Origin of the sequence: Rhodococcus sp. MTM3W5.2 (assembly GCF_001984015.1) — a bacterium.
GTDB classification, from domain to species: domain Bacteria; phylum Actinomycetota; class Actinomycetes; order Mycobacteriales; family Mycobacteriaceae; genus Rhodococcus_G; species Rhodococcus_G oryzae.
In genome coordinates this window covers 1,849,374-1,870,347 of sequence record NZ_CP019572.1, presented here as the reverse complement: position 1 = coordinate 1,870,347, position 20,974 = coordinate 1,849,374, and the positions used below count along the sequence as shown (strand labels likewise).

Annotated in this window: 16 protein-coding genes and 3 pseudogenes; 7 read left to right on the top strand and 12 right to left on the bottom strand. The window is 70.6% G+C overall.

Annotated features, from left to right (window positions below):
• Positions 1–82 precede the first annotated feature (82 nt).
• A complete protein-coding gene (locus BTZ20_RS08560; RefSeq protein ID WP_077041063.1) occupies positions 83–2,221 on the bottom strand; it encodes an ATP-dependent DNA helicase UvrD2 in 2,139 nt (712 codons plus the stop codon).
• 87 nt (positions 2,222–2,308) lie between these two features.
• Between BTZ20_RS08560 and BTZ20_RS08555 the strand changes: the two genes are divergently transcribed.
• Positions 2,309–2,566 (top strand): mycoredoxin, encoded by a 258-nt coding sequence (locus tag BTZ20_RS08555; protein WP_077041062.1) that lies wholly within the window; start codon positions 2,309–2,311, stop codon positions 2,564–2,566.
• Here BTZ20_RS08555 and nudC read toward each other — a convergent pair whose 3' ends face one another.
• Together nudC and BTZ20_RS08545 are read right to left on the bottom strand one after the other, a co-directional pair.
• Positions 2,567–3,451 carry an NAD(+) diphosphatase gene (gene nudC / locus BTZ20_RS08550; RefSeq protein ID WP_077041061.1) on the bottom strand — a complete coding sequence of 295 codons (885 nt, stop codon included), beginning with the start codon at positions 3,449–3,451 and terminating at the stop codon, positions 2,567–2,569.
• Between the two features lie 38 nt (positions 3,452–3,489).
• A pseudogene (locus BTZ20_RS08545) lies at positions 3,490–4,559 on the bottom strand (potassium channel family protein).
• Between the two features lie 119 nt (positions 4,560–4,678).
• On the opposite strand from BTZ20_RS08545, the gene BTZ20_RS08540 reads away from it, so the two are divergent.
• On the top strand, positions 4,679–5,059 hold the full coding sequence (locus BTZ20_RS08540) for a hypothetical protein (protein ID WP_077041060.1): 381 nt from the start codon (positions 4,679–4,681) through the stop codon (positions 5,057–5,059).
• Here the strand turns inward: BTZ20_RS08540 and BTZ20_RS08535 are convergent.
• Together BTZ20_RS08535 and BTZ20_RS08530 are read right to left on the bottom strand one after the other, a co-directional pair.
• Positions 5,056–8,433, bottom strand: a complete 3,378-nt coding sequence (locus BTZ20_RS08535) for an ATP-dependent DNA helicase (RefSeq protein WP_077043578.1) — start codon at positions 8,431–8,433, stop codon at positions 5,056–5,058. The two genes, BTZ20_RS08540 and BTZ20_RS08535, sit on opposite strands and share 4 nt — an antisense overlap.
• Positions 8,430–11,729 (bottom strand): ATP-dependent DNA helicase, encoded by a 3,300-nt coding sequence (locus BTZ20_RS08530; RefSeq protein ID WP_145982254.1) that lies wholly within the window; start codon positions 11,727–11,729, stop codon positions 8,430–8,432. The genes BTZ20_RS08535 and BTZ20_RS08530 overlap by 4 nt, the downstream gene beginning before the upstream one ends.
• Positions 11,730–11,809: 80 nt before the next feature.
• Between BTZ20_RS08530 and BTZ20_RS08525 the strand changes: the two genes are divergently transcribed.
• From BTZ20_RS08525 to BTZ20_RS08515, 3 genes are read left to right on the top strand one after another with little or no spacing between them, the layout of a single operon-like run.
• On the top strand, positions 11,810–12,595 hold the full coding sequence (locus tag BTZ20_RS08525; protein ID WP_411269115.1) for an alpha/beta fold hydrolase: 786 nt from the start codon (positions 11,810–11,812) through the stop codon (positions 12,593–12,595).
• A complete protein-coding gene (locus tag BTZ20_RS08520; protein ID WP_077041059.1) occupies positions 12,596–12,892 on the top strand; it encodes an MGMT family protein in 297 nt (98 codons plus the stop codon). It begins immediately after the preceding gene.
• Between the two features lie 12 nt (positions 12,893–12,904).
• Complete coding sequence (locus BTZ20_RS08515; RefSeq protein ID WP_077041058.1) at positions 12,905–13,306, top strand: ACT domain-containing protein; 402 nt, start codon at positions 12,905–12,907, stop codon at positions 13,304–13,306.
• 2 nt (positions 13,307–13,308) lie between these two features.
• Here BTZ20_RS08515 and BTZ20_RS08510 read toward each other — a convergent pair whose 3' ends face one another.
• The 7 genes and pseudogenes from BTZ20_RS08510 to BTZ20_RS08490 all read right to left on the bottom strand — a co-directional run bounded on the left by BTZ20_RS08510 (position 13,309) and on the right by BTZ20_RS08490 (position 19,215).
• Positions 13,309–14,571 carry a PQQ-binding-like beta-propeller repeat protein gene (locus BTZ20_RS08510; RefSeq protein WP_189636615.1) on the bottom strand — a complete coding sequence of 421 codons (1,263 nt, stop codon included), beginning with the start codon at positions 14,569–14,571 and terminating at the stop codon, positions 13,309–13,311.
• 127 nt (positions 14,572–14,698) lie between these two features.
• A complete protein-coding gene (locus BTZ20_RS27875; RefSeq protein WP_223263681.1) occupies positions 14,699–14,839 on the bottom strand; it encodes a hypothetical protein in 141 nt (46 codons plus the stop codon).
• On the bottom strand, positions 14,824–15,951 hold the full coding sequence (locus BTZ20_RS08505) for a hypothetical protein (RefSeq protein WP_223263680.1): 1,128 nt from the start codon (positions 15,949–15,951) through the stop codon (positions 14,824–14,826). Before BTZ20_RS08505 ends, BTZ20_RS27875 begins: the two co-directional genes overlap by 16 nt.
• 125 nt (positions 15,952–16,076) lie before the next feature.
• Positions 16,077–17,334: pseudogene (locus tag BTZ20_RS08500) on the bottom strand (kynureninase).
• Positions 17,331–18,341, bottom strand: a complete 1,011-nt coding sequence (locus BTZ20_RS08495) for a hypothetical protein (protein ID WP_077041057.1) — start codon at positions 18,339–18,341, stop codon at positions 17,331–17,333. Before BTZ20_RS08495 ends, BTZ20_RS08500 begins: the two are co-directional and overlap by 4 nt.
• Before the next feature lie 11 nt (positions 18,342–18,352).
• The gene (locus tag BTZ20_RS27870; RefSeq protein WP_223263774.1) at positions 18,353–18,526 is read right to left on the bottom strand and encodes a tryptophan 2,3-dioxygenase family protein; all 174 of its coding nucleotides are present in this window, start codon (positions 18,524–18,526) and stop codon (positions 18,353–18,355) included.
• On the bottom strand, positions 18,469–19,215 hold the full coding sequence (locus tag BTZ20_RS08490) for a tryptophan 2,3-dioxygenase (RefSeq protein WP_223263679.1): 747 nt from the start codon (positions 19,213–19,215) through the stop codon (positions 18,469–18,471). The genes BTZ20_RS27870 and BTZ20_RS08490 overlap by 58 nt, the downstream gene beginning before the upstream one ends.
• 130 nt (positions 19,216–19,345) lie before the next feature.
• Here BTZ20_RS08490 and BTZ20_RS08485 point away from each other — a divergent pair, with 130 nt between their 5' ends.
• Positions 19,346–20,569, top strand: a complete 1,224-nt coding sequence (locus BTZ20_RS08485; protein ID WP_077041056.1) for an NAD(P)/FAD-dependent oxidoreductase — start codon at positions 19,346–19,348, stop codon at positions 20,567–20,569.
• Between the two features lie 27 nt (positions 20,570–20,596).
• Positions 20,597–20,940 (top strand): annotated as a pseudogene (locus tag BTZ20_RS08480) (zinc ribbon domain-containing protein YjdM).
• Positions 20,941–20,974: the final 34 nt, after the last annotated feature.

The window sequence follows — 20,974 nt, the reverse complement described above, 5'->3', positions numbered from 1 at the left end:
CGACGGCAAGCCGGAGCTCACTGCGTCGGAGACCAGGGTATGCGGTCACCTCGGAACCGCACAACCTATTTTTGACCTGGGGTTATCCCGATTCGTCTGCGCTCACGGGCACTTCACCCCGCACCACCGCGAGCACGTCGGCACCGAAGCGCTCGAGCTTCTTCGCGCCGATGCCCGGGATCGACACCAGTCCACGGTCGTCCTGCGGCTGCTGTTCCGCGATCGCGGTCAGCGTGTTGTCGCTGAACACCACGTAGGCGGGCACCTTGAGCTCCTTCGACTTCGCGGACCGCCACGCCTTGAGCGCGTCGAACAGCGCGAGGTCCAGATTCGACGGGCAGTCCTCGCACCGGCCGAGCATCGTCGCGTTGGTCCCGAGGAGTTGCTTGCCGCACACCCGGCACCGCGGGCGCTTCTTCTGCGGCGCGGGCTCCGCGATCCGGGACGCGGGCGAATCCTCGGGGATGAGACCGTGCAGGAACCGCGAGCGACGCCTGGACTTTCGGCCGCCCGCGTTGCGGGCCAGGGCCCACGACAGCTGCAGGTGCTCGCGCGCCCGCGTGACCCCGACGTAGAGCAGCCGGCGTTCCTCCTCGACTGCCGCCTCGTCGTCGGGTGACTTGCTGTCACCGAGCGCGTGCGCGATCGGCAGGGTGCCGTCCGCGAGCCCGACCAGGAACACCGCGTCCCATTCGAGCCCCTTCGCCGCGTGCAGCGAGGCGAGCGTGACGCCCTGCACCGTCGGTGGGTGCCGGGCCTCGGCACGGGCGGCCAGATCCTTGAGCAGGCCGTCGAGGTCCAGTTCCGGCTCGTGCACCAGAAGGTCCTCGGTGAGCGCGACGAGCGCACCGAGCGAGGCCCAGCGCTCTCGTGCCTGGGCGCCGACCGGTTCGGAGTCCGTCAGTCCCAGCGGTACCAGGATCGCGCGGACCAGCGTGATCAGCTCCTTGCCGCTCCCCGCCTCCGGCGGCAGGTCGTCGCGGCCGGCGGCCTGCCGGAGCGCGGACACGGCCTGGCGCACCTCCGGCCTGGTGAAGAAGCCCTCGCCCCCGCGCACCTGGAACGGGATGTCCAGCTCGGTCAGTGCCTGCTCGTGCGCCTCGGACTGCGCGTTGATGCGGTAGAGCACCGCGATCTCCGCGGCCGGGGTGCCGCCCGCGATGAGCTTCTGGATCGCCTTCGCGACTCCCGCGGCCTCGGCGGGCTCGTCGTCGAACTCGACGAACTCCGGCGCCGGACCAGGGGGGCGCTGCCCGATCAGCTTGAGCCGGGTGCCCGCGATCCGGCCGCGCGCGGCGCCGATGACCTGATTCGCCAGCGATACGACCTCCGGGGTCGAGCGGTAGTCACGCTCGAGGCGGACCACCGCGGCGTCGGGGAAGCGCCGGGAGAAGTCCAGCAGGTACCGCGGCGTGGCACCGGTGAACGAGTAGATGGTCTGGTTCGCATCACCGACGACGGTGAGGTCGTCGCGGTCGCCCAGCCAGGCGTCGAGCACCCGCTGCTGCAGCGGCGTCACGTCCTGGTACTCGTCCACCACGAAGCAGCGGTACCGGTCGCGGAACTCCTCCGCGACCGTGGAGTGCTCCTCCAGCGCGGCCGCGGTGTGTAGGAGCAGGTCGTCGAAGTCGAGGAGCATCGCGCCGTCGCGGACCTTGAGCGCCTCGTAGGCTGTGTAGACGTCGGACACCTTCGCCGCGTCCGCGGGCGGTTCCCGTCGCGTCCGCGCTGCCGCCGCCGGATAGTCCTCGGGCGCGATCAGCGATGCCTTCGACCACTCGATCTCGCCCGCCAGGTCGCGGACGGATTCGGTGCTGGTGGACAGGCCGACCCTATTGGCCGCCTGCGCGACGATCGCGAACTTGCGGTCGAGAAGGTCCCACTGGGTGTCGCCGACGACCTGCGGCCAGAAGTAGCGGAGCTGACGCAGCGCAGCGGCGTGGAAGGTGCGGGCCTGCACCTGGTTGGCGCCGTCGCCGATGCCAAGGGTGCGCAGCCGCGCCCGCATCTCGCCCGCGGCCCGCGCCGTGAACGTGACCGCGAGCACCTGTCCGGCGGAGACGTGCCCGCCCGCGACGAGGTGCGCGATCCGGCGGGTGATCGTTCGGGTCTTGCCCGTACCCGCGCCGGCCAGCACGCACACCGGTCCTCGTGGCGCGAGCACCGCGGCCGACTGCTGGGGGTCCAGGCCCGTATCGTCCGCTGACATGGCGTCCATCATGGCAGGGCGCACCGACAGCTCCGCATCGAGTCGTCGGGATCACAACCGGCGTGGAACAGAGCCGACGGCCGTGGTGTTATATCCGCCGTGACCGCTACAGAGACCGCCACCGACCTGACCATCTACTCCACCACCTGGTGCGGGTACTGCCGACGCCTCAAGAAGCAGCTCGACGAGTCCGGCATCAGCTATGTCGAGATCGACATCGAGGACGATCCCGCGTCCGCCGACTTCGTCGGCAGCGTCAACGGCGGCAACCACGTGGTCCCGACCGTGAAGTACGCCGACGGCAGCACGGCAACCAATCCGACGCTGGTCCAGGTCAAGCAGGCGCTGGGCCGCTAGCTAGGCCTTCGCCCACGCCTCGAGCATCCCGCGAGCGATCGACACGGACCCCGGCACCAGGAGCCGGGCGTCCGTGTCCGCGGACCAGTCCCCCATCTCCAGGGCGGCCAGGACCTCGTCCCGGCCGAACCAGTGCGCCTCGGCGATCTCGCCGTCGGCGAAGGTGATCGGGGCGTCGGGATCGCCCACCGCGGAGAACCCGATCATCACCGACCGGGGGAACGGCCACGGCTGACTGCCCAGGTACCGGACGTCGCTGACCACCAGCCCGACCTCCTCGGCGATCTCCCTCATCACGCAGGCCTCCAGCGACTCGCCCGCCTCGACGAACCCTGCGAGGACCGAGAAACGCCGCTCGGGCCAGTTCCCGTTCCGCGCCAGCAGCACCCGGTCGGCGCCGTCGTGGACCAGGCAGATCACCGCGGGATCGGTGCGCGGGAACTCCTCGTGACCGGTACTGGTGCTGTGCCGCGACCAGCCGGAGATCGTCGGAGTCGTCGCGGCCCCGTCGACGGGGCTGAACCCGGCGCTGTCGTGCCAGTTCAGGATGGCGATGGCCGTGGTCAGCAGGCCGGCGCTGGTATCGGCCAACCGGTCCCCGACGAACCTCAGATCCCCGAGGTCACCGGTCAGCGCGGCCACCCGGATCGCCCACAGGTGCCTGCCGTCGCGGCGGCCGAGAAAGACCGCGCCGGAGACCGGTTCGGGCCCGAATTCGGTCGCGGGGTCGAGGACCAACTCGGAGCCGTCGAGCCGGACCTGACCGCGGTGGTTGACCCGGAGCACCCACGCGTCGGCCCAACCCGAGCGCAAAGCCTCACTGTCCGAGCGCAATTCCTCGGCGCGGTCCAGCGCCGACCGCGACAGCATCGGCACGTCGGTCATTTCGAAGTTGGCCACGACCCCAACCCTAGGTGTCGCGGCTAGTTGCTCACGCGGCGGATGTAGAGCAGGCGGTCGTTCTCCTCGACGGCGTCGACCTCGGGGCTGCCGACCCGGACCAGGCGGCCCTCACGCACGACACCCAGCACGATGTCGGACAGGTGCCGGGGCGAACCGCCGATCTCGTCGCGTTCGACCTCGCGTTCGGCGATCGCGAACCCGGCCTCGGGGTGAGCAGGTCCTCGACCATCTCGACGACGGTCGGGGTGGTCCTGGCGATGCCGAGCAGGCGTCCGGCGGTCTCCGAGGAGACGACGACCGAGTCCGCGCCGGACTGACGCAGCAGATGGGCGTTGTCCGTCTCCCGGATGGAGGCGACGATCTTCGCCTTCGGGGCGAGCTCTCGGGCGGTGAGGGTGACCAGGACCGCGGTGTCGTCGCGATTGGTCGCGACGATGATCGCCGCCGCGTGCTGTGCGCCGGCCAGCCGCAACACGTCCGACTTCGTTGCCGACCCGTGCACGGTCACCAACCCGAGGCTGGCGGCGGACTCCAGCACCGTGGCGTCGGTGTCGACGACCACGATGTCGGAGGCCGCGACGCCGTCCCCGAGCATCGCTTCGACCGCGGTCCGGCCCTTGGTCCCGTATCCGACGACGACGGTGTGATTGCGCACGGCATGCCTCCAACGCTGGATCTTGAATGCCTGGCGGGAACGCTCCGTGAGTACCGAGAGCGTGGTGCCGACCAGGATGATGAGGAAGAGCACCCGCAGCGGCGTGATGACCACGACGTTGATGAATCGTGCGCTCGGGGTGATCGGGGTGATGTCACCGTAGCCGGTGGTCGAGAGCGAGACCGTCGCGTAGTAGAGGCAGTCCAGGAAGGACAGCTCGTTCTCCTGGGCGTCCCGATACCCGTCACGATCGAGGTAGATGACGACAACGGCCGCCATCAGCACCACGACGGCCATCAGGACCCGCCGGTAGATCGCGCTCGCGGGACTGCGCATCACCTCGGGGATCCGCAGCACCCCGACCAAGGCGAAGTCCGGCCGATCGGTCAGTGCCGCCTCCTGGTTGCGTAGCCGCGCACGCAATTTACCGGCCATGACGTGTTCTCCAGTTCGCTGACATCGGCTGGCAGCCTAACCCCCGATCCGGCGCCTGAGCCGGACAACCACGCGCGGCGCGTCTGGCGCGCCCGGTTCCTGTGGGGCAGGCTGGCGGCATGAAGATCTCGCCTGCCACCGGACTCGCCGCTCTCCTGTTGGGCACGGGCACGCTGCATTTCGTCAGCCCCAAGCCGTTCGACAGCATCGTCCCGCGCGCGTTGCCCGGCAGTGCCCGCACCTACACCCACCTCTCCGGTGCGGCCGAACTCGCGATCGGGGCGGCCATCGCGGTGCCCCGGACGAGGCGGCTCGGCGGCGGGCTGGCCGCGGCGCTGTTCGTCGCGGTCTTCCCCGCGAACGTGCAGATGGCCGCGGACTGGCTCGGCCGCAGCTCGACACCGCTGCCGCTCAAGGCGATTGCGATCGCCCGCCTGCCACTGCAGATTCCGCTGATCCTCGCGGCCATGAAGGTCCGCAAGGGGGACGTCGGCGCCTAACTGGGCTCGGCGCTCGCCCCCGCCGAGTCGATAAGGCGGGCGAGCGCGTCGCCGTCGGGGAGCTCGGTCGGCGCGATGGTCCGTCCGCTGCGGACATAGTGGAACGCCGCGCGGACCTTGCCCAACGGCACCGGCGGACCTCCCCTGGCGGCGGACCGGGCCGACATCAGCTCCGACCACGCCAGCCGGTAGGCCGCGAGCTGCATCACCACCGCCCGCTCGTTGGCAGCCGACGGCTCGGCACCGGTCTTCCAGTCGATCACGGTCCAACCACCGTCCGGGTCGGCGAAGACCGCGTCGATGCGACCCCTGATCACCGTGCCCGCAATCGACGTCTCGAACGGGACCTCCACCTCGACCGGGCTGCGGTTCGCCCAATCCGAGCGCAGGAAGGCGTCCTGCAGCCCTTCCAGGTCGGTGTCGCCGACGGCCCCGGTATCCGCGGCGCCGGGCAGCTCGTCCAGATCCAGCAGCCGGGTGGCACCGAACCTCCGCTCGATCCAGGCGTGAAACGCGGTTCCCCTGCGCGCCAGCGGATTCGGCGGATACGGCAGCGGACGACGCAGCCTGGCCGCGAGCGCATCGGGCGCGGCGGCCAGTTCCACCAACTGGCTCACCGACAGCTGCGCGGGCAGCGCGACCTCGGCGCGGGCCAGCGCCCGCTGCCTGCGCTCGGCCAGCAGCACGTCCACGTCGGCGGCCCAGCCCTCCGGGTCCGCCTCGTCGTCTTCGTCCTCGTCCTCGTCTTCGGGGCCGAGCGCGATGAGTTCGGCCAGCACCAACTCCGCGCCGCGTTCCACCGGATCACGCCTGCTCCCCAGCGGATCGCTCGGCCACTGCGCGGTCACCGGCTCCGCGGTGAGCGGATTCTCCGCGTCCTCGTCCGGGGCCTGCGCCCACAGCTCCACCGTCCCGAGCTCGTCCGCCGCGTCGACGAGTTCGCGCATCTCCAGCAGGAACTCCGACGGACCCCTCGGGGCGCTGCCCGACTCCGACCAGTGATGGCCGGACAGGTACAGCGCCCGCTCGGTACGGGTGAGTGCCACGTAGAACAGACGCCTGTCCTCGTCGAGCCTGCGCCGACCCAGTGCGGCCTTGTGGTCGGCGAGGGCGTCCTCGAGGTCCTTGCGGTTGAACAGCTCCTCGAGATCGAGCACAGGGACACCGTCCGCGCCGTCGCCATCACGGGCCCGGTCGCCGCGCAGCGCGGGCGGCAGTTCACCGACGGCTCCCAGCCAGCTGCCCGAGGCGGTCTTCGACGGGAAGACACCCTCCACCAGGTGGGGGACCGCCACGACCTGCCACTCGAGCCCCTTCGCCGAGTGCACCGTCAGGACCTGCACCCGATCCGGCGCGACCTCGACCTCGCCGGGGGCCAGGCCCTTCTCGATCGTTTCTGCGGCCGAGAGGAAGGCCAGCAGCCCGGTCAGAGTCGCCGTGGAATTGCGGGAGTACCCGGCGACCGCGTCCGCGAAGGCGTCGAGATGCTCGCGGCCCGCACCGCCGTCGCCGGTGAAGCGCAGCCGGGCCTGCGCCTCGATGCCGATCCCCAGCACCCGCTCCACCTCGGCCACCAGCTCCGTGAGTGGCTGACCGATGCGTTCGCGCAACGAGACCAGCTCGGCCGCCAACGCCCCGATCCGGGCGTAGCCGAGGGGCGAATAACGCTGCGGCCCACCTGGGTCCGAGATCGCGTCGGCCAGACCGGCGAGCTCGGCGTGCTCGCCGGGGAGCGCGGCCTCGAGCGCCTGGTCGAGGCTGGCCGCATCGGTGACCGCTCCCCCTGTGCCGTGTGTCGACCCGATCGCCAGCTCGCGCGCCCGGCGCCACAGCGCGGCCAGGTCCGCGGCCCCGATCTGCCACCGGGCCCCGGTCAGGATCCGCATCGCCGCGCTGCCCGCGAGCGGGTCGGCGACCATCCGCAGCATGGCGATGACGTCCGCCACCTCGGGTGTGTGCAGCAATCCGCCGAGCCCGACCACCTCCACCGGCAGACCGTGGCGGCGCAGCGCGGCCGCGATCGGCGCGGCGTCGGCGTTGCGGCGGATCAGCACGGCTGCGGTGGGCGGGGCCTGTCCGGCGGCGGCCGCGGCGGCGTACTCCTCCGCGATCCGGGCCGCGAGCCAGTCCCGCTCGCGCTCGACGTCCTCGGTGACCGCGAGCCGGATGTCGCCCGCGACCGCGCCGGGTCGCGGTCGCAGCTGCTGCACGGGAACCCCACGCTCGCGCAGCGACTCCGAGGCCGCGTTCGCGAGGGTCAGCGCCTCAGGCGGGTTCCGCCAGCTGGTGAGGAGCTCGAGGCGCGGCGCGGGATCGCCGCCCGGCAGCGGGAAGTCGGTGGCAAACCTGGGCAGGTTGGCCGCCGACGCGCCCCGCCAGCCGTAGATGGACTGCATCGGGTCGCCGACGGCGGTCAGCGCGAGATCGCCGTCCTCGCCGCCGCCGAACAGCGAGGACAGCAGCACCCGCTGGGCGTGCCCGGTGTCCTGGTATTCGTCGAGCAGCACCACCCGGAAGCGCTTCCGCTCGGAGCGCCCCACCTCGGGATGCTCCGAGGCGACCCGGGCGGCCAGCGACATCTGGCTGCCGAAGTCGAGCGCACCCTCCCGCCTGAGCGTCTCGGAGACCCGCTGCACCAGCGGCAGCAGGGCGACGCGCTCGTGCTGGGTCTCGAGGATGTCGAGCAGTTCCTTCTTCGGCCCGCCGCGCTGCTTGGGGCCGGCGGGCAGCGTGTGGATCAGCTTGTCGAGCTCGGTGTGCGCCTCGCGCAGGTCCTCCGGCTCCACGAGATGCTCGGCCAGCTGCCCGGACAGCGCGAGCACCGCCTCGGTGAGCGAGGTGGGGGTGCGGTCCGTCTCCAGATCGCCGTCCCATGAACTGACCACCCGGTGCGCGAGCTGCCACAGCTCGGTCTCCGACAGCAGCTCGGCGGACGGCTCGATGGGCAGCAGCAGCCCGTGCTCGGACAGCAACCGGCCGGCGTAGGAGTGGTAGGTGCTCACCTCCGGCTCGCCGCCGAGGATCCGCCCGCGCAGATCCCCGCTCGGATCGAGCTTGCGCAACAGGGCCGAACCGGCAAGGCGCGCAAGACGTTGCCGGATCCGGGTGGTGAGCTGCTGGGCGGCCTTGCGGGTGAAGGTGAGCCCGAGGACCTGCTCGGGGTCGACGAGGCCGTTGGCCACCAGCCAGACCACCCTGGCCGCCATCGTCTCGGTCTTACCCGCACCTGCACCCGCGACCACGAGGGTCGGCCCGAGAGGCGCCGCGATCACGGCGGCCTGCTCGGCGGTCGGCGGATGCTGACCCAGCGCGACCGCCAGGTCGGCCGGGCTCACCCGGGCCCCGCTCCTCCACGTCTCGGTGTCCCGCATCATCCCTCGGTCACCTGCCGTCCGGTTTCCTGCGCCGGGCAGCTCGACCGGGCGGGGCAGTGCCTGCACCCGTCGTTCGGCTGCGCCAGGAACCCGGGTCCCTTGGTGGCCGCGGCCGCGTCGTGCACCACGGTGAGCCACTCCTGTTCGCCGTCCTCGCCGAGCGGGGCCTGCAGTCGCTGGGTGGCGCCCTCCTTCTTGTTCGGCTTCGCCACGAACACCAGGCGCGCCCCGCCCGGCTCCGAGGGCGGCTCGCCCTCGATCGCGCCTGCCAGCGCCGCCACCTGATAGGTCGCCAGCTGCGCGTGCTGCTGCACGGCCTCCTTGCTGACCGGGTTGCGCGCGGTCTTCACGTCCACGATCACCGGCCTGCCCTCGGTGTCGCGCTCGAGACGGTCGATCCGGCCGCGCAGCCGGATCTCGGGTCCGCCCTCCTCGCGCGGCTCGAGGACGCCGTCGACGGCGACCTCCACACCGATCTCCGTGAGTTCGCCGCGCGAGAGCCGCAGCCACTCGGAGAAGCTGTCCAGCATCTGTCCGGTGCGATCCATCTCCCGTCTCGAGTACCACTGCGAGCCGAGATCGACCGCGTCCCAGGCGGTGGCGAGCGCCTTGCGCACCTGGTCGGGCGGCAGCTTGCCCGCGACGGCCTGGACCAGGGTGTGCACCAGGGTCCCGGTCACGGCATGGGTGTTCTCGCCGTCGGTGCCGCCGTTGCGTTCGAGCGCCCACCGCAACGGACACGTGCTCAGCTGCTCGATCGTCGACGGTGACAGCGGGACCGGCCCGTCGTCGGGTTCCCACAGCGGGGCGTCGGTGCTCATCCCGCCCACACCCCACCAGTTCTGCGGATGCGCACCGCGCACCCCGTCCCTGGCCAGCCGGGCGAGTTGCCGAGCCGCCCTGGCCTGACGCTGCGGATCGCTGCGGGCGAGGTCCGGATCGCACACGGCCCGACGGAGTTCCGCGACCAGCGACGGCAACGACAGCACCCGCCCCGCGGGCACCGGCTGTTCCACTACCGCCTCCCCTGGCCCGTCGTCGCCCTCGACGCGGCCGATGAGCTCGTCCACGAACCGCGACGGCACCAGGTCCGCATCCCCTGTCGCCGACTCGACGGCGGTGATCAGCAGGGACCGGCGGGCCCGACTGCAGGCGAGCAGGAACAGTCGCCGCTCCTCGGCCAGCAGCGGGGCGGTCCGCGACAACTGCGACTCGCTTGTCGGGGAGGCGTCGCCGACGCCGGCGGTGAGATCGACCAGCACCTCGGTGCCCAGCAGGGTGCCGCGGGCTCGCAGGCCCGGCCACAGCCCCTCCTGGACCCCTGCCACGGCCACCACATCCCATTCCCGGCCCGCCGCGGAGTGCGCGCTGAGCACCGTCACCGCATCTCCTGGAACCGCGACGGTCCTCGAGTCACTCGAGATCTGTTGTTCGGAAAGGTATTCCACGAAACCGGCGAGAGTCGCCCGCGGCAACCGGTCGACATAGCTGGCGGCCGCATCGAAGAGCGCGACCACCGCGTCGAGGTCACGATCCGCCTGCGCGCCGATCGGCCCGCCGCGCAGGGAGGCCGCGGCCCACCGCTTCTCCAGGCCGGTCGCCTGCCAGGTCGCCCAGAGCACGCCCTCGACTCCGCGTGCCTTCCGATGGGCAGCCCTGGCCTGACCGAGGATCGACAGGACCCGGCGCAGGGCGGCGGACTCGCCGTCGCTGAGCTTGGCGATCAGCCCCCTGTGCTCGTCCTCGCCGTCCACGATCAACGACCGCAACAGGTCCGCGGAGTCACGCTGACCACCGGCGGCGAGTTCCACCCTGCGCAGTCCGCGGCGCAGCCGGCGCAGCGTCACCGGATCGGATCCGCCGACCGGTCCCGACACCAGCGCCAGCGCGTCCTCGCCGGTGAACTCGACGCCCGCGACCGCGCGCAGCACCAGCAGCAGGCCGCCGACCGAATGCTGCCGGGCGAGTGGGAGTTCCGAGGCCGACGTGGTGACGGGGACACCCGCGGCCAGCAGGGCGCGGCGCAGCGGGGGCAGCACCCGCGGGACCGACCTGACCACGACCGCCATCCGCGACCAGGGCACGCCGTCGTGCAGGTGTGCGCGGCGCAGGGTGTCGGCGATCATCGCGGCCTCCTTGCCCTGGGTGCCGAGCACCTGCACCTGGGCCCGGCCCGGTTCCTCGGTCGCGACCGCCGCACCCCGATGTGGCGGCCGGCCAGGCAGGCGGCCTGCGATCGCGGCGGTGACCGCCGAGATCCGTTCCGCGCAGCGATGATCGGTGTCGAGGATCAGCCGGTTCTCCGAGCCGTTGTCTGCGAGGTCCATCAGGAACCGCGGGTCGGCCCCCCGGAATCCGAAGACGGCCTGGTCCGGGTCGCCTGCCACGACGGACAGGTCGGTGCCCGCACCGATCAACCGGACCAGCTCGGCCGCCTGCGGGTCCAGGTGCTGGGCATCGTCGACGAGCAGGTACCGGATCCGTGAGCGCTCCTGCTGCAGCAGCTCCGGGTCGGTGGCGAACGCGGTCAGCGCCGCTCCGACGAGTTCGGCCGCGTCGAGCGCCGGTGCTGTGGCCTCGGGGGCCTCCACCCCGACGGCGCCCCGCAACAGCATCACGTGCTCGTAGTGGGCGGCGAAGCGTCCGGCGGCCACCCACTCCGGCCGCGAGTGCGTCCGGCCGAGGGCGATGAGGTCCTCGGGGCCGAGGCCGCGCTCGCCTGCCCGCAGCATCAGATCACGCAACTCGACCGCGAAGCCGGTCAATGACAGCGCGGGTCGCAGCCGCTCGGGCCAGTGCTGGGCACCGTCCGCGACGTCACCGCGGAGCATCTCGCGGAGCACCGCGTCCTGCTCGGCCCCGGTGATCAGCCGCGGCGGCGGGTTGGAATGCGCGGCGGCCTGCAGGCGGAGCACCGCGAACGCGTACGAGTGCACGGTCCTGACCAGCGGCTCACGGGTGGCCCGCAGCGAGTCGGGACCGGCGGACCCGAGCAGGCCCGCGGTGATCGCCTCTCGGACCACGGTGGCGGCACGGCGTGAATGGGTCAGCACGAGAATCGATTCCGGGTCGCACCCGCCGTCCGCTATCCGCGAGACCGCGAGGTCGACCAGCAGCGAGGTCTTGCCCGTGCCCGGTCCGCCGAGCACCTGCCAGGGCCGTCGACCCCTGCCTCCACGCGGCACATCGATCAACCGCTGCGCTTCGGTGCCCCACACGCGGCATGGCCCTGCCTCCATCGACCGGCGGACCAACGTGGCGGTGGCCCGCCGCGACTGCTCCCGATCGACCGACATGGGTGGCATTCCATCACGGAGGGCCGACAACCACCGCCGCGCGTCCGCCGCGTCGGCCGCGGTCGGCGGGATCCGGCAAGATGTCCGACATGGGCGAGATCCACATCCACCGCTTCGGGCCCCAGGCCGGCCGCCAGGTCCTGGCGCTGCACGGCCTCACCGGCCACGGTCAGCGCTGGCAGCACCTCGCGGAGGGGTACCTGCCCGAGGCCAGGGTGATCGCGCCCGACCTGCGGGGCCATGGCCGCTCGACGTGGTCGCCGCCCTGGGGCATCGCCGACCACGTCGAGGACCTCGTCGGGGTCCTGGAGTCCGAGACCACCGAGCCGGTCGTGCTGGTCGGCCACTCCTACGGCGGTGCCATCGCCGTGCACCTGGCCCGCCGGGTACCGGAACGGGTGCGCGCCCTTGTGCTCCTCGACCCCGCGCTCGGGCTCGACCCTGCGTTCATGGCGGAGATCGCCGACCTGACCGTGCGGTTCCCGGACTACACCGACGCCGCGGAGGCGCGCTCGGAGAAGGTGCACGGGGCATGGGCGGACGTGGCGGACGAGGTGCTCGACGCCGAGCTCGCCGAGCATCTGATCGACCGGGAGGGTGGCCGGGTCGGTTGGCGGATGTCGATCCCCGCGATCGTGGCGTCCTGGGGCGAGCTGGCCCGACCGTTCGTGCTGCCGCCCGCGGATCTGCCCACGATCCTGGTGCAGGCGATGCGGGTGCAGCCGCCGTACGTCACCGCGGAGTTCCTGACCGCGCTCGCGGCGCAACTCGGCGATCGGCTCACCGTGGTCGAGATGGACGTCGATCACATGGTCGAGCAGGCCAGGCCGGGCGACGTCGCGGAACTGATCGGGAAGCTGCTGTAAGTGGCAGCCACCACGGAGGCGCAGATCGAGCGGGTCCGCGAGCTGGTCGCGGCGATCCCGTCCGGCAAGGTGGCGACCTACGGCGACATCGCGGCGGCCGCGGGACTCTCCAGCCCGAGGACCGTCGGCTGGATCATGCGCACCGACTCGGCGGACCTGCCGTGGCACCGGGTGCTCGGCGCGAGCGGCAAGCCGGCGGCCCATCTCGCGCACCGGCAGATCTCGAAGCTGGCGCTCGAGGGCGTGCCGATCCGCGACGGACGGATCGACCTCGCCGCGGCGCGGTACGAATTCTGAGATCGTCGAGCGATGAGCGGCGAACGCGACCTCGGGGTCCTGATCTCATCGATGAACCCGGTCCTTCGTCCGGGAACCTTCGTGTTCGTCTCGGTGCCCGCGGCGGCGGCCGCCGGGATCCCGGCGGCGGCGACGATCACGGAGGACGAGGGCGTCACCCTGGTGGTCACCAAGGCGGAGGCCGACGCCCGCGGCTGGGGCTATGACTTCGAGGCGGCATGGCTCACGCTGCGGGTGCACTCCGCGCTGGACGCGGTCGGCCTCACCGCGGCGGTGAGCGCACGGCTGGCCGAGGCCGGTATCAGCTGCAACGTCATCGCCGGATACCACCACGACCACCTGCTGGTGCCCGTCGACGATGCGTCGCGCGCGATCGACGAGCTGAACGCGCTGGCCGCCGAGGCTCGGGGCTGACATCAGCCGGGAACGAGCCCGGCCATGCTCCGGTCTGTCGTGTAGACGAGGACCTCGCCGGATCTCCGCAGGGTCGGGCTCCCCGAAGCGGACCGATCCTCGTCAACGATCGCGGTGAACGGCATCACCCACTCCCGCTCGCCCGACCGGATGTCAGTGGCGGACAGCGATGTGCTCCCGACCGCGATCAGAGCCCGGCCGTCGTGCACGGCGGGGGTGCCGGAGGTGTCGTCGGCTTCCCGGCGCCAGAGAACCTCACCCGTGTGCGCGTCGAGTCCGGCCTCCTCGGCGGATTCGTTGCGTCGCACCAGCACGGTGTCCCCGGTGACGGCGGTGACCGCGCCGTCACTCAGTTCCGCTGCGGTCCAGATCCGTTCGCCGCCGCGTCGGTCGTAGGCGGAGTCACCGAGAATCAGCGGTGTATCCGCAGAGGGCTCGTCGACCTCGAGTTGTACCGATGTCTCCCCCTCCGAACTCGCGATCACCCGGCCATGGGTATCGACCGCCTCCGCGCCGAGGTCCCGGCCACTTTCGCAATCGGTGCGGGCCATCGCCACCACTCCGGGCCGGGCAATGTGGACCGAGCCGATGCACTCCGGCGTTCCCCTCGTCCAGGTCTGCCGGCCCGACTCGAGGTCGAAACCGACGACGTCGCCGCCGAGTTCGAGCACACCGACCCCGTGCCCTGTGCTCAGCATCTGCCCAAATGCGTCCTCCCAGGCCGCGCCCACATCGAACCTGTTGGTCCAGAACACATCCGGGTCTAGGGGTGTCCCGGCATGCACCTCCACGTCGTTGTCCTCGGGATTGCCCTCCGCGATGAAGATGCGGTTACCATCGGCCTCGAGTGCCAGGATCATCCAGTCCGACTCCGTCCGGGTGAGGGCCCCGGTTTCCACGTCGACAGAGACGATCGCGGACCGGCCGTCGGCGCCGTTCGTGTAACAGACAACCTTCCCGTCCAGCGGCGCATCGGCACATCCACCCAGGTTGTCGGCGATTGTCCGCCAGCGCACGTCGCCGTCCGTCGACCTGACCCCGACCATGGCGGCCCGATCGAGGCTGTAGCCACGCGGGTTCGGCAGGCCGATCAGGGTGACCAGGGTGTCGCCGCCGTCAATGAATCCCGGAGTATCCGAGTCGAATTCGCTGCCAAACCGGGGATCGCGAAAGGCCGCGAACGAGCGCCCAAAGGTCTCTGCTGCATCCAGTGTCCAGCCGACGTCGGGAGTGTCCCCGAACTCGGGCGCCGCCGTGGGAGCCACGGACTCTCCGATAGCGACCTCGACCCTGACTCGTTGCCGCTGCGTGCGACCACCAGCACCGCCCCGGACACGGAAACCGCTGCCACCACTGCAGCCGCGATCAACTGCCATCCTCCCCGCCCGACCGTCACCGCGTCAGCTCGAGTCCGGGCGCGGTGGCGATGGCCTGCAACCGGTCCATGGTCACCAGGCTTCCTGGCGGCACATCCGAGAGCATGATCCTGACCTGGGTGCCCGACGGCCGAGTCACCGTCACGATCGAAGGCATGTCCCGCTCGACCACCGAACCGTCCGGCAGCACCTCGCGTTTCGTACTGTTCCACGCGTTTGCCGGATCGTATTCATCTGGTGCCGAGGGCAATTCGTGCCCGGCGCTGATATCGATGTGCAGCCTACCGGTTCCCGCCACGCCGGTGACACTGATCTCCGTGCAGGCGCTCGACCCCCATACTCGGAGGGCTGCAACGATCCGAGGCTTCGTTCGAGAGTGACGCCCTCCGGCGCGTGCGCCCGCCAGGCGTCGTCCAGGGCCAGGCCCAGCCGTTCGACGCTCTCGCGGGTCAACGGCTCGCCGCTCGAACCCGTTCCGCTGCCACAGGAGGTCGGCGGCGGGGGCGTGCCAAGGGGAACCTGCGCGGTGACCCGCAGCCCGGGTGTCCTGACGATATCGCTCAATTCCTCGATCGTGAGCGGTACGAGCCCGCTGTATCGACCGCCGCCCACCGGCGCCCGTGGGTCCTCGTCGCTCGCCGAGGCGTACACCTGCGTTCCGTCCGGCAAGTACGCGGTGGCAGTGCGGATCAGGTTCCGGTTCCCGTCGTACTCAGCCCACGTGTCCTGTGTGTCGATGATCGTGCCGTCCGAATGCGTGGCACGGCGATCGAGTTGTCCGGCGGCGCATTCCGGGACCGGCTGGTCCCAGCGAGTCACGCTCACCGACAGCGACCCGCGCGCCGAATCGCGGAGGAGTATGCCACGGGCGTAGGTCGAACCACCGAAGTCCTCCTCGGTGATGCCCTCGGGGAGTTCGGACGAGGTGCTGTAGACCGGGATCGGTTCGAACACTAGCGAATCGGCGGGACCTGCGTACTCGAGTTCCACGCTGCCGGGTAGTGCCGCGATCAGCGCCTCGCTCATAGCCGTGGCCTTCGGTCCGGAAAACCACGGATAGCGCGGGTTGTCATAGCTCTGTTCGCCCGAGAAGGATACCCCGAACATCTCGCCCTCGGACGGGGCCAACACCGTCTCGCAGCCCGGAATCTCGACCGGATACTCCACGTCGGGCGTCACATAGGTGTGCGCCGACGCATCGTGCGGCGCACTCTCACCCGGCGTGTGCAACAGTCCCGCGACAATCACCCCGACCGCCACAATCGACACCACCACCAGCGTGTCGGTCGACCCCCACCGCGGCCCAGCACTGCGCCCCATCGATCCCCTCGACTAACACGCCGCCCGCCTGGACGAGCGTCCTGCAGTCCCTTTCGTCGTATTCGTCAACGGCGTTACCGAGTCGGGCTATGTGTAGCTCTAGCCGCCAGCTCGGCACGGATCGCCTCGACCCCGGCGACCACCTCATTGAAGCTGGTGCTCAGCGGGCTCAGCCCCAACCGAAGTCCCTCGGGCGCCCGGAAGTCGGGGATCACCCCGCGCTCCCACAGCGCCGGGGTCGCAGCCCGGAAATGCGGGTGGTCGATGGTCACGTGGCCGCCGCGCAGACTCGGGTCGACCGGCGACGCGATCGCCACCCCAGCGGAACCAGCGACTCGGCCACGAGCTCGAGCGCGAACTTGGTGAGCCGCACCGATTTCGCCCTGATCGCGTGGATCCCCGCCTCGTCGATGAGCTCGACGGTGTCGCGCATCGCGATCATCCCGAGTATCGCCGGCGTGCCGCTGAGGATCCGCCGGATGCCGCGCGCGGGCCGGTAGCCCGCCGCCATCTCGAAGCAGTCCTCGCGGCCCATCCACCCCCAGATCGGCTGCACGAACTCCTCCAGCAGCCCGGCGCGGACATAGGCAAAGGCGGGCGAACCGGGCCCGCCGCCCAGGTACTTGTAGGTACAGCCGACGGCGAGATCGACGCCCCACTCGTCGAGTTCGATCGGAACCGAGCCGACCGAGTGGCACAGGTCCCACAGCATGAGCGCGCCCGCCGCGTGTGCGACCCTTGTGACCGAGGCGGCGTCGGCCAGGTAACCCGACCGATAGGCGACGTGGCTGAGCACCACCAGCGCGGTCCGGTCCCCGACCACCGCGGCGACCTCGTCCGCGTGCACTCCGCTCCGCGGATCCGATTCGATCCATCGCAGTGTCATCCCGAGCTCGGACGCGACCGCCTCGAGGACGTAGCGGTCGGTGGGGAAATTGTCTGTGTCCAGGACGATCTCGTCGCGTCCCGGCCGCAGCGCGACGGCGCCCCTGGCCAGCTTGTAGAGCAGCACGCTGGTGGAGTCGCCCACCGCGGTCTGACCCGCCGCTGCCCGAGCACCACCCGCCCGAGATCATCACCGATCGTCAGGGGCAGGTCGAACCACTCCTCGTCCCAGCCACGGATCAGCCTGCCGCCCCATGACTCGGTGACGAATCGGGCCACCCGCTCGGCACCCGCCTTGGTCGGCCGTCCGAGCGAGTTCCCGTCCAGGTAGGAGACGACGGACGAGGCATCGACAAAGAGGTCCCGGTACGAGCCCAGCGGATCGGTCTCGTCGAGTTCGACGGCGCGCACCGAGAATCGTTGTGGGACAGGACTGGAGACGCTCATCCGAACTGCTCCTTGATCTGCGCCGGGTCGAGGTTGCGGGTCGAGGCGAGCCACGAGACCCAGTGTCTCTCATCGGCAGGCGGCGTGCCGGGCGTCCACGCGAGCCGGGTCGAGGTGTCCGACGGCCACGGGATGGTGATCGACTCCAGCACGGCCACCCGATCGAGGCCGGCGTCGAGCAGGGCGTCGAATTCACCGGGGTTGAGTCCGACCGGCTGCGGGCCGTTGCCCTGGTCGGTTCCGTACATCACGACCCCGCCGCATCCGCGGAACCGGCGAAGGTTGTCCGTGGCGACGTCGAATTCACTTCCGCGGCCGTGGATGTCGAGCGTGCTGATCCACCGCATCGATGACGCCATCGCCGCGAGCAGCTCATCGGGCAGGCGCTCGGTCCACGGCGTGTGTGCGAGTCGTTCCACTCCGGCCTCGAAGGCACGCGCGGCCTGACCCTGTCCCTCCGCGTGCGCGACGACGGGAATTCCGTCCGCATGGGCGGCGCCGACCAGTGCGCCGAGCGTCGCGTCGTCGAACACCGGACCCGCCACGCTGTTCAGCATGATCTTGACGAAGGCCGCTCCCGCCCTGACCTGGGTGTCGACGGCGCTCGCCGCCGCCTGCGGTCCGTCGACCACGCACACCGCCTCGGCCGCCGACCATGACCGGTCGGTGGGGTACCCGCCGGGGGCGGTGAGGAACTGACCCGCAAAGCTCACCTCGGGTAGTCCGGCGCGCACCGCCGCGTCCGCGAACGGTGCGAGTACCGACGGCGGCGAGCCGAGGTCGTGCACCACCGCCAGCCCACCCGCGAAGAGGGCGCGGGCGTCGACCAGCCCGAGGTGCACGTGGGCGTCGCGCAGGCCAGCGAACACCACGCCGGGTATTTCGAGGTCGGCGTGCCCGTCAATTCCGCGTCGCCGCCGAGCCGAGACCAACAGATTCCCGTCCACCGTCAGTCGGCAACGTCCCAACCACGCCCCGCTCCACAGGTTCGCGACGTCGACGTTCATGTCGCGGCCCGTCAGTTGCCCAGCTCGGTGCGCACCGCGAACAGCTCGGGAAAGAAGCTCAGCTCGAGCGCGCGCTGCAGGTACCCCGCGCCGCCGGAGGAGCCACCGGTGCCGGTCTTCATCCCGATCACCCGCAGGACGGTCCGTAGGTGCCGAAACCGCCAGAGCTGGAAGCTCTCCTCCAGGTCGACGAGCTCCTCGAAGGACTCGTACGCGGGCCAGCAGTCCCCGGGTGCTCGTAGACGTGCTTGACCAGCGGCATCAGCTCGGGGTTCAGCGCATAGGCCCCGGCGACCTCGCGGTCCAGCGCGGAACCGGGCACGTCGTAGCCTGCGCGGGCGAGGCAGCGCCAGAACTCGTCGTACAGCGTCGGCTCGCCCAGGAGATCGTCGAGGACGGCATGGGACGGCGGATCCGCCTCGAACACCCTGAGCAGGTCGGCGTTCTTGTTGCCGAGGATGAACTCGACGGCCCGGTACTGGTATGACTGGAATCCCGATGCGCTGCCGAGGAAGCCACGGAACTCGGCGTACTCGGTCGGTGTCAGCGTCGCCAGGATCGACCACTGTTCGGTCATCGACTTCTGGATGTGCTTGACGCGGGCGATGCACTTGAGCGCCACCCCGATGGAGTCCTCGGCGAACGCGGCGCGGGCAGCGCGGACCTCGTGCAGGACGAGTTTGAGCCAGAGCTCGGTGGTCTGGTGCGCGATGATGAAGAGCATCTCGTCGTGGTGCTGCGGCTCGCTGACCGGGTTCTGCGCGCTGAGCAGCGTGCCGAGATCGAGGTAGGAGCCGTAGCTCATCCTGGCGCTGAAGTCCGTGACGATGCCGGGCTCGAGTTCACGGAAGTTCGGTTCACCGCCCAGCGTCATGCGTGTGATTGTCCGCCGACCTGCAGATATCGTTCGCGGCCGTGGCCGAATCGTTGTGTTTACATCCGCACCGGGCAACTGCGACACTCAGAAGCGGCGTAATTCAACGACCGAATCGCGGTGAGCGATCATGGGCGGCGAGTACGACGTCGCAATTGTGGGATCGAGCCTGGCCGGGTGCACGGCCGCCATCCTGCTCGGACGCAGGGGCCTGCGGGTGGCGCTGCTGGAGGCGAATCGGAATCCGGCGGCGTACAAGCGGATGTGCACGCACTACATCCAGTCGAGCGCGCTACCCACCCTCCAGCGGCTCGGACTCGATTCCGAACTGGAGGCCGCCGGAGCGGTCCGAAACCACGGCAACGCCTGGAGTCGATACGGCTGGGTCGAGGAACCGGAGCCGAGGGACCGCCCATCGCACGGCTACAACCTCCAACGCGAGATCCTCGATCCGCTGATGCGGCGAGCCGCCGCCCAGGTGCCGGGCGTCGATCTGATGTTGGGCGCGAAGCTGCGCGAGCTGACTCGAGGCCCCGACGGGCGGGTCGACGGCGTGGTCGCCGACCGCGTGGGACGGCTCTCCTGCCGACTGGTCGTCGGCGCGGACGGTCGGTCCTCGAAGGTGGCCCGGCTCGCGGATCTACCCGGCCGGGAATCCCGGAACGACCGCTTCGCCTACTTCGCCTCCTACCGGAATGTCACGATCCCGCATGGGCAATCGGTTCAGCTGTGGCTGCTCGAGCCCGACGCGGCATACGCGTTCGGCAACGATGCCGGGGTGACCGTCCTCACCGCCGTGCCCGACAAGAGCCGGCTGCCGGAGTTCGACGGCGACAAGGAGGCAGCGCTGCTGCGCGTGTTCGAGGACCTTCCGGACGCCCCGGACCTGACCGACGCGGAGCGAGTGTCCGATGTCGTCGGCACCCGCGACTACCCGAGCATCACCCGGCGCCGCATCGCCGCTCCCGGCGTCGTACTCGTCGGGGACGCCGCCTTGGTGCTCGACCCGGTCTGGGGCGCGGGGTGCGGGTGGGCGCTGCAGACCGCCGAGTGGCTCGGCGACGCCGTCGCGAAACCGCTCGTGACCGGCACCGACCGAGAGATAGACGCGGCGGCACGTCGCTACCAGCGTCGTCACCGGATGCGACTGTGGCCGCACCAGTTCTTCGCGATCGATTTCAGCCAGCGCCCTCGATTCAATCCGCTGGCACGGCTGCTGTTCGCAGGCGCCGCCCGTGATCCATGGGTAGCTGACCGGTTCTTCGCGTACGGCACCCGTAACCGTTCGCCCTTCGTGATGTTCTCCCCACGAATGCTGGCCCGCGCGGCGCGCGCCAGGCGGGCGGTCCGGTGAGATCCTCGTCGCGAATACGATCGACAGATGGATCAGACCCTGCCCCCGTGCCCCAGTGCTCCTGCGAGTTCACCTACGAGATGGGCTCGCTCCTGGTCTGCCCGGAGTGCGCACACGAGTGGGCGGCGGGTGCGGGCGATGACGAGGGCACCGACGTGATCCGTGACGCCGTCGGCAACGTGCTCGCCGACGGCGACACCGTCACGGTGATCAAGACGCTCAAGGTCAAGGGCAGCCCGACCGGCATCAAGTCGGGCACCAAGGTGCGCAACATCCGTCTGGTCAAGGGCGTCGGCGACCACGACATCGACTGCAAGGTCGACGGCATCGGTCCGATGCAGCTCAAATCGAGCGTGGTCAAGAAGGCCTGATCCGGGAGTCCTCAATTCGATTCACCTGCAGATC

Bases quoted from the DNA above. Each gene is read 5' to 3' on its own strand.
- BTZ20_RS08560 (WP_077041063.1), bottom strand. From the start codon at position 2,221: ATGATGGACGCCATGTCAGCGGACGATACGGGCCTGGACCCCCAGCAG.
- nudC (WP_077041061.1), bottom strand. From the start codon at position 3,451: ATGACCGACGTGCCGATGCTGTCGCGGTCGGCGCTGGACCGCGCCGAG.
- BTZ20_RS08540 (WP_077041060.1), top strand. From the start codon at position 4,679: ATGAAGATCTCGCCTGCCACCGGACTCGCCGCTCTCCTGTTGGGCACG.
- BTZ20_RS08535 (WP_077043578.1), bottom strand. From the start codon at position 8,433: ATGATGCGGGACACCGAGACGTGGAGGAGCGGGGCCCGGGTGAGCCCG.
- BTZ20_RS08530 (WP_145982254.1), bottom strand. From the start codon at position 11,729: ATGTCGGTCGATCGGGAGCAGTCGCGGCGGGCCACCGCCACGTTGGTC.
- BTZ20_RS08525 (WP_411269115.1), top strand. From the start codon at position 11,810: ATGTCCGACATGGGCGAGATCCACATCCACCGCTTCGGGCCCCAGGCC.
- BTZ20_RS08515 (WP_077041058.1), top strand. From the start codon at position 12,905: ATGAGCGGCGAACGCGACCTCGGGGTCCTGATCTCATCGATGAACCCG.
- BTZ20_RS27875 (WP_223263681.1), bottom strand. From the start codon at position 14,839: ATGCCTTCGATCGTGACGGTGACTCGGCCGTCGGGCACCCAGGTCAGG.
- BTZ20_RS08495 (WP_077041057.1), bottom strand. From the start codon at position 18,341: ATGAACGTCGACGTCGCGAACCTGTGGAGCGGGGCGTGGTTGGGACGT.
- BTZ20_RS08490 (WP_223263679.1), bottom strand. From the start codon at position 19,215: ATGACGCTGGGCGGTGAACCGAACTTCCGTGAACTCGAGCCCGGCATC.
- BTZ20_RS08485 (WP_077041056.1), top strand. From the start codon at position 19,346: ATGGGCGGCGAGTACGACGTCGCAATTGTGGGATCGAGCCTGGCCGGG.